The sequence below is a fragment of the Murinocardiopsis flavida genome (assembly GCF_003014485.1).
Lineage (GTDB): Bacteria > Actinomycetota > Actinomycetes > Streptosporangiales > Streptosporangiaceae > Murinocardiopsis > Murinocardiopsis flavida.
In genome coordinates this window covers 56,891-73,634 of the sequence record NZ_PYGA01000024.1, presented here as the reverse complement: position 1 = coordinate 73,634, position 16,744 = coordinate 56,891, and the positions used below count along the sequence as shown (strand labels likewise).

The 16,744-nt window shown below is 71.5% G+C and carries 13 protein-coding genes, 1 tRNA gene and 1 pseudogene; 7 read left to right on the top strand and 8 right to left on the bottom strand.

Translation table 11 applies throughout. The annotated features are described in order from the left end of the window. Positions 1–70: 70 nt before the first annotated feature. The 3 genes from lysA to CLV63_RS26875 all read right to left on the bottom strand — a co-directional run bounded on the left by lysA (position 71) and on the right by CLV63_RS26875 (position 3,228). Positions 71–1,462 (bottom strand): diaminopimelate decarboxylase, encoded by a 1,392-nt coding sequence (lysA, locus tag CLV63_RS26885; protein ID WP_106586017.1) that lies wholly within the window; start codon positions 1,460–1,462, stop codon positions 71–73. A gap of 88 nt (positions 1,463–1,550) precedes the next feature. Further along, on the bottom strand, positions 1,551–2,756 hold the full coding sequence (locus CLV63_RS26880; RefSeq protein ID WP_245929083.1) for a DALR anticodon-binding domain-containing protein: 1,206 nt from the start codon (positions 2,754–2,756) through the stop codon (positions 1,551–1,553). A gap of 82 nt (positions 2,757–2,838) precedes the next feature. Beyond that, a complete protein-coding gene (locus CLV63_RS26875; protein ID WP_245929082.1) occupies positions 2,839–3,228 on the bottom strand; it encodes a response regulator transcription factor in 390 nt (129 codons plus the stop codon). A gap of 159 nt (positions 3,229–3,387) precedes the next feature. On the opposite strand from CLV63_RS26875, the gene CLV63_RS26870 reads away from it, so the two are divergent. Further along, positions 3,388–3,462, top strand: a tRNA-Arg gene (locus tag CLV63_RS26870). Positions 3,463–4,264: 802 nt separating this feature from the next. Here the strand turns inward: CLV63_RS26870 and CLV63_RS35320 are convergent. The 5 genes and pseudogenes from CLV63_RS35320 to CLV63_RS26845 form a co-directional block, all read right to left on the bottom strand. Continuing rightward, a pseudogene (locus CLV63_RS35320) lies at positions 4,265–5,209 on the bottom strand (recombinase family protein); the annotation flags it as partial. After that, the gene (locus CLV63_RS33320) at positions 5,206–5,514 is read right to left on the bottom strand and encodes a hypothetical protein (protein ID WP_146165675.1); all 309 of its coding nucleotides are present in this window, start codon (positions 5,512–5,514) and stop codon (positions 5,206–5,208) included. The gene CLV63_RS33320 and the pseudogene CLV63_RS35320, both read right to left, overlap by 4 nt. Before the next feature lie 250 nt (positions 5,515–5,764). Further along, on the bottom strand, positions 5,765–6,202 hold the full coding sequence (locus tag CLV63_RS26855; protein WP_106586015.1) for an XF1762 family protein: 438 nt from the start codon (positions 6,200–6,202) through the stop codon (positions 5,765–5,767). Beyond that, entirely contained in the window at positions 6,199–7,338 is a 1,140-nt protein-coding gene (locus tag CLV63_RS26850) for a DNA cytosine methyltransferase (protein ID WP_106586051.1), read from the bottom strand. The genes CLV63_RS26855 and CLV63_RS26850 overlap by 4 nt, the downstream gene beginning before the upstream one ends. Positions 7,339–7,391: 53 nt before the next feature. Further along, positions 7,392–8,273 carry a hypothetical protein gene (locus tag CLV63_RS26845; protein ID WP_245929081.1) on the bottom strand — a complete coding sequence of 294 codons (882 nt, stop codon included), beginning with the start codon at positions 8,271–8,273 and terminating at the stop codon, positions 7,392–7,394. Between the two features lie 307 nt (positions 8,274–8,580). Between CLV63_RS26845 and CLV63_RS26840 the strand changes: the two genes are divergently transcribed. From CLV63_RS26840 to CLV63_RS26815, 6 genes are all read left to right on the top strand, one after another. After that, complete coding sequence (locus CLV63_RS26840; protein ID WP_146165674.1) at positions 8,581–9,294, top strand: hypothetical protein; 714 nt, start codon at positions 8,581–8,583, stop codon at positions 9,292–9,294. 183 nt (positions 9,295–9,477) lie between these two features. Beyond that, positions 9,478–9,828 (top strand): pilin, encoded by a 351-nt coding sequence (locus CLV63_RS26835; protein ID WP_245929080.1) that lies wholly within the window; start codon positions 9,478–9,480, stop codon positions 9,826–9,828. 3 nt (positions 9,829–9,831) lie between these two features. Further along, positions 9,832–11,685, top strand: coding sequence for a hypothetical protein (locus tag CLV63_RS26830; protein WP_146165673.1), 1,854 nt, complete (start codon positions 9,832–9,834; stop codon positions 11,683–11,685). Then, entirely contained in the window at positions 11,685–12,617 is a 933-nt protein-coding gene (locus tag CLV63_RS26825; protein WP_245929079.1) for a PrgI family protein, read from the top strand. The genes CLV63_RS26830 and CLV63_RS26825 overlap by 1 nt, the downstream gene beginning before the upstream one ends. Positions 12,618–12,619: 2 nt before the next feature. Beyond that, positions 12,620–14,422: a VirB4 family type IV secretion system protein gene (locus CLV63_RS26820; protein WP_245929078.1), complete on the top strand. Its 1,803-nt coding sequence runs from the start codon at positions 12,620–12,622 to the stop codon at positions 14,420–14,422. Beyond that, entirely contained in the window at positions 14,419–16,740 is a 2,322-nt protein-coding gene (locus tag CLV63_RS26815) for a type IV secretory system conjugative DNA transfer family protein (protein ID WP_106586012.1), read from the top strand. The genes CLV63_RS26820 and CLV63_RS26815 overlap by 4 nt, the downstream gene beginning before the upstream one ends. Positions 16,741–16,744: the final 4 nt, after the last annotated feature.

Here is a 16,744-nt window from a genome sequence, read left to right as displayed (position 1 = left end):
GACTCCCACTTCCTGCATGATTTCGATGGATCGGCGCGAACCCTGGCCGCCGCGCCGGTGTGCCGGCCACTCAGCCTACGTCGAGGCGGAGCAGGTCCTCCTCGGTCTCCCTGCGTACGAGCGTCCGCGACTCCCCGCCGCGCACGGCGACAACGGCCGGGCGCGGGAGGTGGTTGTAGTTGCTCGCCATGGAGTGGCAGTAGGCGCCGGTCGCGGCGACCGCGACGAGGTCGCCGGTGCGCAGGTCGCTCGGCAGGTAGAGGTCGCGCACCACGATGTCGCCGCTCTCGCAGTGCTTGCCGACCAGCCGCGACAGAACGGGGTCGCCGTCGCCGGTGCGCGACGCGAGGGAGCACGTGTACTCGGAGCCGTAGAGGGACGTGCGGATGTTGTCGCTCATCCCCCCGTCGACGCTGACGTAGCTGCGGATGCCCTCGACGTCCTTGATCGTGCCGACCTCGTAGACGGTGATGCCGCAGGGCCCGGCGATCGCCCGGCCCGGTTCGACGGCGATGCGCGGGACGGGCAGGTCGTGCGCCTTGCACTCGTGCTGCACGATGTCGAGCAGCGCCTCCGCGATGGCCTTCGGCTCCAGCGGGGTGTCGCCGGGGACGTAGGCGATGCCCAGCCCGCCGCCGAGGTCCAGTTCGGGCAGCAGCACGCCGTGCTCGGTGTGGACCAGGGTGAGGAACTCGGTGAGGCGGCGGGCCGCCATCTCGAACCCCGCCATGTCGAAGATCTGCGACCCGATGTGGGAGTGCAGGCCGACCAGTGACAGGTGCGCCGACTCCAGGACGCGCCGCACGGCGTCGGCCGCCGCCCCGGTGTTCAGCGACAGCCCGAACTTCTGGTCGTCGTGGGCCGTCGCGACGAACTCGTGGGTGTGCGCCTCCACGCCGGTGGTGACCCGGATCAGGACCTCCGGCACCTTGCCCTGCCGGGCGGCGAGCCGGTCCAGCCGCTCGATCTCGTCGAAGGAGTCGATGACGATGCGGCCGACGCCCACCTCGACCGCGCGGGCCAGCTCCGCTTCGGACTTGTTGTTGCCGTGCATCCCGATGCGCTCCGCCGGGACCCCCGCGGCGAGCGCGACCGCGAGCTCGCCCCCGCTGCACACGTCGAGCTTCAGGCCCTCCTCCATGACCCACCGGGCGACGGCCTTGGTCAGCAGTGCCTTTCCGGCGTAGTAGACGTCGGCTCCCGCGTCGGCGAAGGCGTTGCGGTAGTCGCGGGCGCGGGCGCGGAAGTCGTCCTCGTCCAGCACGAACAGCGGGGTGCCGTACTCCTCGGCGAGCGCGGTGACGCCGATCCCGCCGACGGTGATCTCGCCGCCGACCCGGGCGGCCGTGTGCGGCCACACGCGCGGGTCCAGCTGGTCGAGGTCTGCCGGCGGGCTCGGCGGGTTGTCCTCCGGAAGCACATCGGCGTGGCGCTGTCCGGCGGGGTGGGCGTAACGGCTCATTGGCTGCGACTTTCAGGCATGGATCCGGGCGCGGTCGGTGGGCGGGGCGTCGGCGGGCGGTGCCGCCGCGGCACGGGGTCGGCTCCGCTCACAGCCTTGTGGGCGCGGAGACACCGATCAGGAACAACCCCGTTCTGAGGACACCGGCGGTGGCTGCGCAGAGTCCGAGCCGCGCGGCGGTGGCCTCCCTGCGGTCGGCGGCGGCCGGGTACCGGTCGCCGAGCTCCCCCGAGCCGAGGCCGCAGGTCTCCCGCCAATCATGGTAGGCACTGGCGAGGGTCTCCAGGTAGCGGACGAGGATATGGGGTTCGCCTCGCCGCGCCGCGGACGCCAGCGCACCGGGGCCGTCGAAGAGGACGCCGACCAGCGCCGCCGCGGTCGGCCCGTCGAGGTCCGCGACGGCGGGGGCCGTGAGCGCGCCGGGCGGCAGCGGGTGGAACTCCCCCGCGTCGCGCGCCCACTGGCGGCTCGCCGAGGCGTGCGCGTGGGCGTAGCGCAGCGCGAACGCGGGGTTCGCGGCGGTGAGGGAGGCCCAGTGGCCGGGCGCCTCGGCGGTGGGCAGGGCCGGCAGGCCCGGGCCGGACTCCTCCCGTCCCCCGTCGGCCCGGCAGAACGCGACACGTGCCGCTGCCGTGCCGACAACGGCGAGCAGCCGCGCGGCCGGCGTCACCGCGCCGGCCGCGCCGTAGAGGGGGTCGCGCCACCCGGTGCCGGGGTCGGCCGCCCGCAGTGCAGCGGGCTCCCGGGCGCCGGGCGGGCCCGCGGCGAGGTTGACGCGGGTCCTGGCGTCCTCCCGGGCCCACTCCGCGGCCCGCGCGGCGGAACCGGCCTCCTCCAGGGGGGAGCACCGCCACAGGTCCGAGTCGGTTTCCGCAGCGTTGGCCGCGCTGACCGGGGTGCCCGTGTTAGCCGCGCTGGCCGTGTTGCCCGCACTGCCTGTGCTGCCCGCACTGCCCGAGTCCGCCCACGCGGTGGTGGCCGTCAGATACCCGAACCCGTCGGCCGCGGCGGCGGGCACGAGGGCGGCCCGCGCAGCGGGGGTCAAGGTGATGTTGACGAAGCCGACACCCTCGACAGCGGCGTCCACGACGTGCGGGCTCGCACGCAGCAGGACCGCGGTCCGTTCGGCGACGGCGGTCCCCGATTCCCGTGCGGTACCGGACAACCGAATCGGCAGGGCGCTGGCGTAATGACCCGACCGCCCGGCGGGCACCCGCCGCGGAGTCGACCACGGCACCCGCTTCGGGTCGACACCGGTGGCGGCCGCCGCAGCGGACCGGATCAGCCGGTCCACCCACCGGGGCGTCCCCAGATCCCCCTCGAAAACGGCCGGGCCATCGGGCACGCTCGACGAATCCCCATCGTGGGCGGCCGGGCTATCGGGCACGCTCGATACCTGCGAGTTCGCGGACGATCCGGATCAGCTCGGCGGGGTCGAACGGCTTGGTGAGGTAGGCGTCGACCCCGACGTCCTCGCCGCGCCGCAAGTCGTCCTCCTGGGCGCGGGCGGTGATGAGCAGGACCTTCGCTGACCGGGTGACCTCGCGCTCGCGGAGCCGCAGCGCGGTGACCCAGCCGTCGAGCCGCGGCATCATCACGTCGAGCGTGATGACGTCGGGCCGCAGCTCAGCGGCGCGTTCGAGGCAGTCCCTGCCGTCGACCGCCGTGTGGACCTCGAACCCCTCCAGTTGCAGATTGACGGCAATGAGTTGCCGAATCACCTCGTCGTCGTCGACCACCAGTACCCGCGTCAGCGCTTCACCCACGGCCGTGACCCTAGCTTCCGTACGCCTGTTCCCGCTGGCGTATACGGAACAGGACGATAACGACTTCGCGTAACCGCACGACCGAATCCACGGTGCGCACCGGGCCCGAAAACTGCACGACCCACCCGCAGGGCCCTGCTAGCATTATGCTCGCAGCACGCCCCCTTAGCTCAGGGGATAGAGCATCGGCCTCCGGAGCCGGGTGCGCAGGTTCGAATCCTGCAGGGGGCACCACAGAGATGGGAACACTGTTTAGTTTGTCCTTCATCTCCTGATTTTTCCTTTCAGGCTGGTCGAGTACTCGGTCGGCCGTCTGCTGGAGTTCGGGCACCGTCTCCGCGGCCAGAGTCACCCGGATCGTCACGGTGTTGACGGCCTTGTCGTAGATGAGTTCAAGCCGAAACGCCTCGAAAAGTTCGCGTAACAGCGCCTCGGGCACCTCCCCCAGTTCCGCGCTGCCCAGCGGGAGCGCGTCGAGCAGCTCAGGAGCCGCCTGCCGCGGCGGCGCCCCTTCCAGTTCGCGGAGCCGATCGCGCAACGCGTCGCGCTCCCCGTAAAGCGCCCCCGCCTGGGACCGGATATCGACCGCCAGTTCGGAGCGCGGGTCGTCCAGGAACTCCATCTGCCGCAGCAGTGCCGCCCTCCGTGCCTCCACATCCTCGATCTGCTGTTCCACCGAGGCGACGGCCGCCTCATACTCCCGACGCCCCTCCTCTTCCGCGTCAGGAAGCAACCCGGTCAAGCGCGCCCGCCGAGACGCCCCGAAGATCCGCACCGCGAAGAAGTCGAGCACCACTCGGAGGAGATACTCCTCCCGCACCCACACACTCCGGGGGTGCCCCTCCGGGGTGTATCCCTTCGGGGGCTCACAGGCGAAGTAGCCCGTCTCTCTGCGCGTCTTGCCGAACATCCGCCGCCCGCACGCGTGGCAGCGGACATAGGAGCGCAGCGGGTAGACGCGCTTGGTCGCGGGATGGCGATTGGCCCCGCTGCCCGACCGCGATCGTTCCCGCCGCGGAGCCACGCGATGCGCCGCGATGAACATTTCCTTCGTGACCAGCGGCTCGTGCGTCGGGTCGGAGGACCAGACCCACTGCTCCGGATGGTTGTGCCGCCCCCGCCCCGTCTTGGTGGCACGCCGATTCCACACCATGTACCCGCAGTACTTGGGGTTGGTCAGTACTCCGCGCACCGCGCTGCCGGTCCAGTGGCCCACGGCCCTCGCCGGGTCGACCGGCTCGGGCGGCGGGAACCGGTCCGGCTGGAGGTTGAGCACGTCGGCGATCGCCTCGTATCCCAGTTGCTTGCGCACACGCAGCTCGAACATCCATGTGACGACCGGACCGCGCACCGGGTCCGGGGCAAGCCGGTGCTTGCTCGACCCCTCGGCCCTGCGCGCCGGCACCGGGTGCGGAACACGGTGCGCGACATAGCCGTAGGGCGGGCGCCCGACGTTGAACCCCTGCTCGGTGTGTGTCTCGAATCCGTCCCAGGACTTCTCCAGCAGTTCGAGCACGTACCACTCGGCCACCCCCTGCTTGACGCGCCGGGTGAGGATCTGCGAGGAGCGTTTGCCCGAGGCCACGATGGGCTCGTCGGAGGCGAACAGGACAACGCCGAGCTGCTCAAGCTGGTACTCGATCTTTGTGCCGATATAGGTCCGCCGGGCGATCCGGTCGATGGATTCGCAGATGACCGCGTCGAAGCGGCGGTCGGGTCGGGCCGCTTCGTCGAGGAGTTCGCGGATTCCCCCATCACGGGGAACAGGGATGGACAGGTGCTCGTGGGCCCTACCGTTGCCCCGCTCGGAGAGGTCCTTTCGGCCAGACTCGATGTCGTAGAAGTGCGCCACGATGCCTGCTTGGGGAGGCAGGCTGCTGCGGGAGTTGGCGAGCTGGCGGGGAATGGACAGGGTCGGGTCCTGCCGGTCATCGGTCGAGGTTCGCCCGGCGAACGCAACCCGGAGCAGCCCTCCCCTCATCTCCCCGTTGAACCGCTTGGCGGGTTGCCGGGCGGTTCCTCGGCTGAGGACGTCGAGAGGGATCGGCGGTGCCGCTTCTCCGTGTACACCCATTCCAGGATTTCCTTGACAGCTCGCGTCTGTTCGGCTTCAAGCTCGCGCCCGGGCAGGCCGTGCTCGACCTGGAGCGCCACGGTGACGTTGATCTCGCCTTGCTGATGGCCGGGGTCGTTTATCGCTGCCCCCGACTCGTCAGGGTAGGCGCTTTCACCACCGACAACCCCGTGTTTTAGCTGGTCAGAAGCACCTTCTTCCTGTTTGGTCATAGCGGCATCACCAGGAAGCAAGGGTCCGGTCCGGCAATGCCGCGGCATCGCCGGCCCCCCGAGACACCAAACGATCGGCAGGCGCTGCACGTCTCTTGGCGACGGCGCGGCGAATCGGCTGCGACTGTCCGGCGAATGGCCCTCGGCTGCGTACCGTCCGGCAGCGGGTGGCAACGCCGCACGGCGTCGGCACCCGGAGTCCCGGCAACCCACAGCGGCAAGATGGGGAACGCGTCGGGTGTGCGAGGGGTCATGGCGCCTCCCACCGGGTTCGGGCCGGGCCGCGGGTGTGGGGGCGACGGGGCGGGTGCCAGTCCTCGCGCGGCGGCAATGCCGCTGTCGGCTTCCAACCCGCGGCACGCAGCGACGTGCCAGGCTCGTCGGCACGTGTGTAGGTGATCAGCCGCCGGTAGCCCAGTGCTCGGGCAGCTCGCCTGGATGCCGCGTACAGCAGGGAGCACGCGTTGGGGGTGCCGTCGGTCGCCAGGCGAGTGACCTCCAGAGTGCGGCCGTCATTGAGAGCGCGAGCGACGGGGCGCCCGACCATGGCCACCGCGACCAGCACCCCGGGCTCCTCGGCGGCGCCGAGGCTGAACTTATGGCCGCGCGGCGGCCCGAGGTGGCGATGCCAGACCTCGACGAAGGCGCGCGCCTCGGCGAGGCTCACCGGGATCAGGCGCAAGCTCATTGCCGGCCTCCATCCTGGTCTGCGGCAGCGATGCCGGCGAGCAGGCGGGCGATCCCGTAGGCCGCCTGTTGGGGGACGACGCCGTTGCCCAGCGCCCGCAGTTGTGCGGCGCGACTGAGCCCCAGTTCCGGGTCGGTGGCCCAGCCAGGTTGGAGTCCTTGCATCCACTCCACGAAGCGCGGGCTCAGTCGGGGTCGTCCTGCTCGCCCGGGTTCAGTGGGAGCGGGGGCCGGTCGTCCCAGGACGTGTTCCCAGCGGCAGATCGCGGCGGCGTAGCGTCCCCATCCCCGGTCGACCGATGGGGACCGCTCTGGGCAGGAGCGCCGGGTGCGGGGATTTGCCCGTGTCCGTGAGTGCTCAGCCGCGCAATGGCTGCGGGCAGGGTGAGGTCGCCCTTGGAGCCCGTGCGGTTCGGGCTGCCCTTGGTGGCGTCGCTGGCCAGCGGAGTGGGCAGCAGGTTCCGCTGATCCGCGCGTGCGGGGGCGCAGGCCGCATCCGGGCAGGTGGGTTCGCGGCTGAGGTGGCAGGCCGCATCGCTCAGCCGCACCTGCCGACCGCGCGCACGGCGGCGATGCGGGTCGGCCGGGCCGCGCGCTGCGTCGCTCGCACATGGGGTGGGCAGCAAGGAACACCCTTTCGCGGCGGTGCGGGGCGCCGATGTCGCTGGCGCGAACGCTGCACCACTGCGTGTCATACCCCGTGCGGGCCAGGTCTGCCAGTACTCGGTCGAGTCCGCGGCCTTTCCATCGCAGGGCCGCCACGTTCTCCACGAGCAGGAGGCGGGGTCGTAGACGGCGAACGGCCTCCACCACAAGGTTCCAGACACTGGATCGTGCTCCCTTCTCGATTCCGGCCCCGCGGCCGGCTGCGGAGATGTCCTGGCAGGGGAACCCGGCGGTGATCACGTCCACGCGTTCCACCTCGGACCAGTCCGGTGAGGCGAGGTCGCCGAGGTTGGGCACACCGGGGAAGCGGGCTGCGAGGAGCCGGGTGATGTCGGGGTCGCTGTCTGCGGTCCAGCACAGGCGGGCGCCGCCCAGCGCGGCGGCGGCGCCCATGTCGAGGCCGGCGTAGCCGCTGCACAGGGATCCGATCGTCAGCCCGGATCCGCTGTCGTGCGTCGACAGGAGCGGCATGTGGGGAGCCTGTTCCCACGTGCGCTCGGTCCTGGTGGGCTCGGCGGTGGCGGTCATGCGGCACCGCCGCTGGGCGACTCGGTGCCGGGCTGTTCGCCGCGGCAGGCCCACGGCGAGCACCCCTCGGGCTCAGGGCCGGTGTCGGTGCCGAGGTCGACCTCGGAGAGCGGAACCCGGTGCCGGTGCAGGTAGTAGGTGCCGCGCTGCGGCATGCCGCGCGCTGCCGCGCCGGGGTGGCCCTGCCGGATGGCGGCATCGAAGTCGACCGCGTCCTCGAAGGCGGCCGGGTCGGTCGCCTTCAGCTCGGCCCAGGACTCGTTGGAGCGGTAGGGGCAGCCGATGCAGGCCGAGCGCGGGGTGTCGGCCAGGCCGTGGGCGGTGAGGTAGGCGCGGCAGTCGCGCCGGGTCCAGCCGATGTCCAGCAGCGGGAACCGGTTGCGCAGGTAGCGCACATCGGCGTCCTTGGCCCGGTGGACCTCATCGGTGCTGATGCCGATGGACTGCTCGGCATAGACCCCCTCGGGCACCCGGGCGGGGTGGGGGTAGCCGAGCAGGCGCCGGGCCTCCTTCTTCAGCGGGCGGATCTTGTACTCGCTGGTGCATTGCCGCCGTGCCATCCCTCTCTCACCGCGGGGTCCTGTGACGTGCAGCGGCATGGAAGCGAACCGGTGGTTCTCGTCCAGGGCGTCGTGGCGGATGTTGCCGGCGCTCACGCGCAGGATCGGGATACCGGCGTCGGCGGCGACGCTATCCAGGCGTTCCAGGTGGCGATAGACCGCGGGGGGTTCCCAGCCGGTGTCGGCGAACAGGGCGTAGTCGAAACCGGGGATGGCGCCTTGGGCGGCGAGCAGTAGCAGGGTGCTGGACTGCACGCCCGCGCCCAGCGACAGCAGTTTCAGGGCGGGTGGCGGGCGGTGGGGGTTGCGTGGGCTCATCGGCGGGGTGTCGGCGGCGGCCGGGAAAGCGTCCTCATGGGTAGAAGGCGATCGGGTACCCGGTTTGCGCTCACCCGCGACGCCGAAGGCGTGTGTTGGCGGCCCTGGAGGGCAGGTGCGCACGCACCGCGTTCGCACACATAACGGTGAGTCCCGAACTGAATTGGCTGCGCGGTCGCTGAGTTTTTCCGGCGCACACCGAGCGCACGCATTGATTGCGCCTTTCCTTGCAGCTCATTTGCTGCGCATTTTCTGCGCACGGGGTTATGCCTTCATGGTCGCTTCCCGATGATTCGAGGGAGTGACCATGGCCAATTTTGCTGATTCCCCGTTCGCTGTTCTCCGGCGGTCCTACCGACTCCTGATTTGCGGACCCACACCGCCGATGTTGGACCTGTCTGAACTCGGCGGGCCGGCCCGGTCCTGTTCGGCGGCCGAACTGGACCGGCATTTGCTAAGCGCGCCGCGTGAGGTGGCTGATGCGGTGTGGCGGGTGCTGCTGCGACGCGCACGCGAGGACGATGCCACCTGGACGGTGGTCGCCGCCGGATTGGCACTGCCCGGGCTCTACGGGGCACGCCGCTGGCTGCGCACAGGTTTGGGCGAGGGCGTGGACGACCTGGAAGCAGAGATGCTGACTGCCCTGGTGGAGGAGATGCGCCGCACGGACCTCTCCCGGAGCGGGGTGTGCGGCCGATTGGTCTATGCCGCGCGCAAAGCAGGCCAGCGCCACCGCTACACCGTTCTGCGCGCTTGGGACCGTGAGCGGCCGTGGGAGCGGGAGCGGGCCGAGCCTTCGCACGCGGGACACGGCGCGGTGACCTTGCTGGCCCGCGCGCTCGGCACTGGGGCTTTGCGCCCGCTGGAGGCGGAGTTGATCGCGCGGACCCACCTGGAACACGCCCCGTTGCGGCAGGTCGCCGCAGAGTTAGGCCTGTCCTACATCACCGCGCGGCGCTACCGCCGCCGCGCCCAGGAGCGCCTGGCCGCGGTGTGCACCGAAGAGCAATCGGCGGTGTAGGGGAGCGCGAACGCGTGCGCAATTCTGCGTTCTTCTATGAGGGCAATTCAGGGCCCTCACCGCACGCGGGGCGGGCGCGGCCGGAATGCGTCCTCATTTTCCACCGCCGCGAGAAAGGAGAAGCCGGCGCCCCGCCCCGCCCTTCGGAGGTTGAACACTCGTCCGTGTTTTGAGGAGACGGCAATGCCGGTCCCGAAGAAAGCCATTCTGACGTTGATCGCGCTCACCGCGGCGGCCGGTGCGGTCGTGCTGGGTGACGCCGCGGTGGTACTGGCCGCCGATGCCGAGGAGCCCGGGGTCGACGACCTGGAAGAGGTCATCACCAACATCCGCAACTGGATCATGGGGCTGCTGATCGCCTTCGCAACCCTGCTGCTGACCATCGGGGGCCTGCGCTACCTGCTGGCCGGCGGGGATCCCGGCGAGGTCAACAAGGCCAAGGACACGCTCAAGTTCAGCGCCTTGGGGTACGGGGTCGCGATCCTCGCGCCGCTGCTGGTGGAGATCCTGCGCGGCTTCGTCGGGCTGGAGTAGCCCATGACCGCCCGATACCGGACCGGCAGGGCCGCTGCCGTCGCGGCACTGGCGTTGACAGCGGCGGCGCTGGCGGTGCCAGTCCCGGCAGCCGCGGCCGCGACACCAACAACCGTCGCTGCCACCGAAGCGGAACCGCCCTCCCCCTCCCCTGGGCCACCGCCGGAGCCGCCACCGGAGGAGCCCACCGAGCCCGCCCCCGAACCGGAGCCCTCGCCCGAGCCGTCGCCCTCCCCGGGCCCCGAGCCCACTCCTCCCCCGGCCGACGACGGCGGCGAAGCCCCGGACGAGCCCGCACAGGGTGAGGAATGCGGGATGTTCGACTACGCCTGCAAGGTCCAGCAGGCGTTCATCGGATGGCTGGCCTCGATGGTCGCCGATGCCGTCAACGCGAAGCTGGCCGCTGTGTGGGTGGAGTACCTGCACACCCCGGAGCCCACACCAGGTGTGGAGTCGTCCTGGTCAATGGCGCGCGTCGTGGCCAACGCCCTGTACGTCCTGGCCGTGACGGCGGCCGGGGTTCTGGTGATGACCCATCACAGCGTTCAGACCTCGACCGGCCTCAAAGAGGTGCTGCCGCGGCTGCTGCTGGGCTTTGTCGGCGCGAACGCGTCCTGGTTCCTGTGCACCATGATGGCGGACTTCGGCAACGCGGTCTCGCTGTTCCTGCTGGGTGAGGCCGCCTCACCCGAGGCGGTGGCCAAGAGCATCGAGCGGCTACTCAACGACCCTGCGGAGATCGGCACCCTGCTGGTCCTTGCGGTCATCGCCGTCATCATGCAGTGGGTCTTGGCGTTTGCGGCGATCGTGCGGATCATGCTGTGGCTGCTGCTGAGCGCCGCCGCGCCGCTGGCCTTGGCCGCCCACGCCCTGCCCCAGACCGAGGGCCTGGCCCGGTTGTGGTGGCGCGCGATCGGCGCTCTGCTGCTCATCCAGGTCGCCCAGGCGTTCGTGCTGCGCATGGCGGTGACGATCTTCCTGTCCCGCGACGGGATCCTTGTCGTGGGCGATGGGGGGATCGGGGCCGCCTACCTGGATCTGATGATGGTCATCGCCTGCCTGTACGTGCTGGTGCGCATCCCGTTCTGGGCGTTCAAGCGGGTGTTCAACTACCAGAACTCCCCGCTGGTCAAGGCCGCGAAGTTCGCAGTGCACGTGCTGGTGCTGCGCAACATCGGCAAGGCCATGGCCAGCGCGAAGGCCGCGAAACCGGCTGCGGGATGGCCTGGTCGGGGCGCGGCTTCCGGCGCGGGTCCGCCGCGCGGGCCCCGCCCTGCCGGGCCGCGCCCGGCCTCCAGCCCGTCCGGGAGCCCGGGTGGTGCACACGCCGGCGCACGCTCGGGCGGCAGTGCCGGGGCTTCCTCCAGCGGCGGCAGGCACCAGGCGCCGCCGCGCGGCAGTGGCGGGTCCTCCGGGGGCGCCGCACCGACGGGCGGCCGTTCCTCATCCACGAGCGGGCCCCCGGCGGGCGGCGGACGATCGTCCTCCACGCGTGGATCACAGCAGCCCGGACAGGCCGGGGCTGGGTCCGGGGCCGCGCCCAGGGGTGGTGCGGGACAGCGCGGTGGTCGCGGGCGCGGCGGAGCCCCCGGCTCGGCCGCACCGGGTGCGGCGCCGCATTTCGCAGGCACACCGCGCCACTTCCCGGGCGGAGTCTCCCAGCACCGGCCCCCGCCCCCGGGTCCGCACGACCCGCCGCCTGATCCCACCAGGTACCGCCCGATGCGGCCGAAGAACATCCGGCTCCGCCCACCGCACCAGCAGCGCAGCGACTCACCGCCCCGAGGCGGACCGGGCTCCCGCCCGGTCCGGCCCCGGCCGCACCACTACCGCCGCCGCCCGCGAGGAGGTTCGTAATGGGACGCGTGCGCATGCCCGCCGACGTGGAACGCGAAGACAAGATCCTGGCCGGACTCACCGCCCGCCAACTCCTGATCATCGGAGTTCCCGGTATCGCAGCCTGGGCCGGACTGACCGCACTGAAAGACCTGGTCCCACTTCCGGTCCTGGCCGCGATCGCCGTCCCGGTCATCGGCGCGGCGGTGGCCGCGGCCCTGGTGCGCCGCGACGGGCTCGGCCTCGACCAACTCCTACTCGCCGCATTCAGGTTCCACCGCTCGCCCAAGCGCCGCGCCACCGGCACCCCGGCCCCGGCCGAGGTCCCGTCCTGGATCGGGGCCGAGACCGAGGCGCTACCCGCCCCGCTGGCGCTGCCATTGGAGGCGATCGGCGACGACGGGGTGATCGACCTCGGTACCCACGGCGCCGCCATCGTCCTGTCCTGTTCCACGGTGAACTTCGGGTTGCGCACCCCAGAGGAGCAGGCCGCGCTCGTCGCCGGGTTCTCCGGCTACCTCAACTCCCTGTCCGCACCAGTGCAGGTGTTGGTGCGGGCGGAGTCGGTGCGCCTGGATCCGCTCATTGCCGCACTCGACCGGGAGGCACCGGGACTGCCGCACCCGGCACTGGAGGCCGCCGCGCACGATCACGGCGACTTCCTCGCCGGGCTCGCCGAGTCCCACGACCTGCTGTACCGGCACGTCCTGCTGGTGCTGCGCGAGCCCTCCGGCACCGGACGGCACGGCGCGGCAACCGTGCGCCGCCGCGCCGATGACGCGATCCGCGCGCTCGGTGCCGCCGGCAGCTCCGCGACCGTACTCGGCGGTCCGCAGGCCGCCGCCGTGCTCGCCGCAGCGGCCAACCCCACCAACCGCGACGGAACACCTCCGGACGGGTTGGCCGCCCCCGATGCGGTCATCACCGGCCCCCAACCGCCCCAGGAGGACTAGACATGCCGGCACTCTTCACATCCCGCACCGCACCGCCCGACACCTCACCACAGGCGGTGGACGCGGAGGTCGACATCCAGGCGCGCCGCATCGACCTCGGCGACGGCTTCGCCGAGGCCTTCGTCGTCACCGGCTACCCGGCCGAGGTCGGCCACGGGTGGCTCGAACCCCTGCTCACCTACCCCGGACGCCTGGACGTGTCCCTGCACATCGACCCCGTCCCGCCCAATGTGGCCGCCGACAAGCTGCGCCGGCAGATGGCCCGCCTGGAAGCCTCCTCCCGCACAGGCGCGGAGAAAGGCAAGCTGGAGGATTTCGAGGCCGAGGTCGCCGCCGAGGACGCCCGCGACATGGCCTCCAGCCTTGCCCGGGGTGAGGGCAAGCTGTTCCGCGTCGGCCTGTACATCACCGTGCACGCCGCGGACGAGCAGGCGCTGGAGGAGGAGGTCGGCCACGTCCACGCGCTGACCTCCTCCATGCTGCTGGACGCCCGGCCCGCCACCTACCGCCAGCTCCACGGCTGGACCTCGTGCCTGCCACTGGGGGTCGACCTCCTCGGCCAGCGCCGCAGCATGGACACCGCCGCCCTGGCCGCGTCCTACCCGTTCGCAAGCCCGGACCTGGCGGTGGAGACCTCACCCACCGCCGTCCTCTACGGCCTCAACGCCGGCTCCTCCGGGGTGGTCGTGTGGGACCGGTGGGCCCTGGACTCCTACAACACCGTCATCCTCGCCCGCTCCGGCGCCGGGAAGTCCTACTTCTGCAAATTGGACCTGCTGCGGTCGATGTATGCCGGGGTGAGCGCCGCGATCATCGACCCCGAGGACGAGTACTCCCGGCTGGCCGATTCGGTGGGCGGCACCGTGATCCGCCTCGGCGCACCCGGTGTGCACCTCAACCCGCTCGACCTCGCCCTGGATCAGGCCGCCAAGCGCGACGCGCTCAGTCGCCGCGCCCTGTTCCTGCACACGCTGCTCGGCCTCATGCTCGGCGGAGCCCTGGGCGCGCGCCAGCGCGCCGCCCTGGACAAGGCCCTGATCACCACCTACCGCGCCGCGGGAATCACCGCCGACGAGCGGACCTGGACCCGGCCCGCGCCCCTGCTCGCCGACCTGGTCACCACCCTCCAGGGCGAGGACGACGACCACGCCCAGGATCTAGCCGTGCAGCTCGCCCCCTACACCACCGGGTCCTACGCCGAACTGTTCAACGCTCCCACCAGCCGCCGTCCCGTCGGGCACCTCGTGTCCTGGTCCTTGCGCGACCTGCCGGATGAGCTGAAGGCCGTCGGCACCCTGCTGGCTCTGGACTCGGTCTGGCGCACCGTGGCCGACTCCACCCCCGACCACCCGCGCATGGTGCTGGTCGACGAGGGCTGGCTGCTCATGTCCGAACCCGAAGGCGCCAAGTTCCTGTTCCGCCTCGCCAAAGCCGCCCGCAAACGCTGGGTCGGCCTGACGGTCGCCACCCAGGACGCCGCCGACGTGCTCGGCTCCGACCTCGGCAAGGCCGTCGTCGCCAACGCCGCCACCCAGGTGTTGATGCGCCAAGCACCCCAGGCCATCGAGCAGATCACTGCCGCCTTCGGACTGTCGGAAGGCGAGCAGCAGCACCTGCTCACCGCCAACCCCGGGGACGCGCTGCTGTGCAGCGGAGATCGCCGAGTCGCCTTCCAGGTGGTCGCCAGCGACACCGAACACCAGTTGGTCACCACCAACCCGGCCGAACTCACCCCCGACTCCGAGCACACCACCGATGACTCCCTGGACCTGAGTGTCGGCGACGAGGAGGACGACCTGCTATGACCAGCCTGCTTCCCGACCTCGACGACCTGCCCGCCGCACTGGCCAATCTGTTCGTCACCCTCGTCACCATCCACGGCTGGACTCTGCTGCTGACCGGGCTCGGTGCCATCACCGCCCTGATCATCCTCCGGGGCGCCGCCGGGGTGCTGCGGCACCGCGTCTGGGCGCGCGAGGCGCGCCTGGTGGACATCCTGCCGCCGCCCGAAAGCGACCTGTCCGGCGCCGAGGCCCTGTGGACGCACATGCTCGGCCTGCTCCGACCCGCCTGGAAACGGGTCCTGTTCGGCCAGCCGCACGTGGTGTGGGAGTACGCCATGGACACCCACGGGCTGCACGTGCGCCTCTGGGTGCCCGGCCCCACCCCACCCGGCCTGGTCGAGCGCGCGATCGAAGCCGCGTGGCCTGGCGCCGCCGCCACCGCACGCCCCGTCCCGCCCCGCGACACCACCCGCGCCCACGGCGGACAGCTCCGATTGGCCCGCCCGGATCATTTCCCGATCGCCACCGGCCACGACGACGATCCGAGCCGCGCCCTGATCGGCGCCGCCGGATCACCCGGCCCTAGAGAGCAGATCCTCATCCAGGTGGCGGCTCGCCCGGTGACCGGGCGGCGGCTGCGCCGCGCCAACCAGGCCGCGTCCCGACTCCGCCAAGCCCACAGCGCGGGCGGGGTGTTCGATGCCCTGACCCCCGGCGGAACCCGGCGCAGCACCTCGGCGATGGCACTGCGCCCCGAAGTGTCCGGGGAGATCCGCGCGATCCTCGCCAAGTCCACCGCGCCGCGGTTGGAGACCAGCGTCCGCTACCTCATCACCCACCCCGCTGACGGTGCTCAGGGGCGGGAGCGGCGCCGGGGCCGCGCTCATGCCGTGGCCGGCAGCTTCGCGGTGTTCACCGGCTTCAACCACTACCGCCGGCGGTGGGTGCCGCTGGTCGCCGACCGGCTCGCCCACGCACGCTGGCTGGGCCGCGGCGACCTGCTCTCGGCCAAGGAACTCGCTGTGGTGGCACATCTGCCCGTGGATGAGACCGTGCCCGGCCTGGAACGGGCACCCGCCCGGCCCACCGCTCCCCCGCCCGGCATCGCCGCCGACGCCCCCGACACCCGGCTGCTCGGTGTCACCGACGCCACCAAATCCCGTTCGGTCGGGGTGCGCATTGCCGATGCGCGTCACCACATGCACGTCATCGGCGGCACCGGGACCGGGAAGACCACCTGCCTTCTCAACATGATCCTGGACGACATCGCCAAGGGCCGCGGGTGCGTGTTCATCGAGCCCAAGGGCGAGTCCGATCTGCTGCTGTCGCGCATGCCCGAAGAGGCGGCCGACCGGGTGGTGCTGATCGATCCCGACGACAACGCCCGGCCACCCGCCCTCAATGTGCTCGCCGGGCGCCGCGGGGAACGGGAACGCAGCGCTGACATGGTCACCGGGATCTTCCGGCGGATCTTCGCCGACTCCTGGGGGCCGCGCACCGAGGACATCCTGCGCTCGGCCTGCCTCACCCTGGCCGGCACCCCCCACGCCGGGCTGGCCAACATCCCCCGCCTGCTGGAGAACGCGGCGTTTCGGCGCCGCGCCACCGCCCACATCACCGACCCCGTCCTGCAAGGGTTCTGGACCTGGTACGAGGAACTGTCCGAACCAGCGCGGGCGCATGCCACCGCGCCGCTGGCCAACAAACTCCGAAGTGTCCTGCTGCGGGGCTTCGCCAAGGACCTGCTCGCCACCACCGACCGCGGACTCGACCTGCGCCGCCTGCTGGACGAGGGCGCGATCGTCATCGCCCGCCTACCCAAGGGCGTCCTCGGCGAAGACACCTCCAGCCTGCTCGGCTCGCTGCTGCTGGCCCAGGTGTGGAACGCGGTCCTGTCCCGCGCCCGCCAACCCGAGCCCGAGCGCCGCGACATCGGGATCTACCTGGACGAGTGCCAGAACTTCCTCACCCTGCCCTACGGCATCGACGACATGCTCGCCGAAGCGCGCGCCTACCGGGCCGGGCTCGTCCTCGCCCACCAAGACCTCTCCCAACTCCCCCGCGAACTGCGCGAAGCCGTCTCCGCCAACGCCCGCTCCAAGGTGTACTTCGACGTCTCCCCTGAGGACGCCCGCAGCCTCGCCCGCCATGTCCGACCCAACCTCGCCGAGCACGACCTCTCGCACTTGGCCGCCTACCAGGCCGCCACGCGTCTGGTCTCCGGCGGCGCGCTAAGCCCGTCGTTCACTCTGCGCACACGCCCCCTGCCCCCGCCGGTGAAGGGACGCGCCACCGCCGTGCGCAAAGCCGCCCGCCAACACGCCCAAACCACCCCGTAGGAAG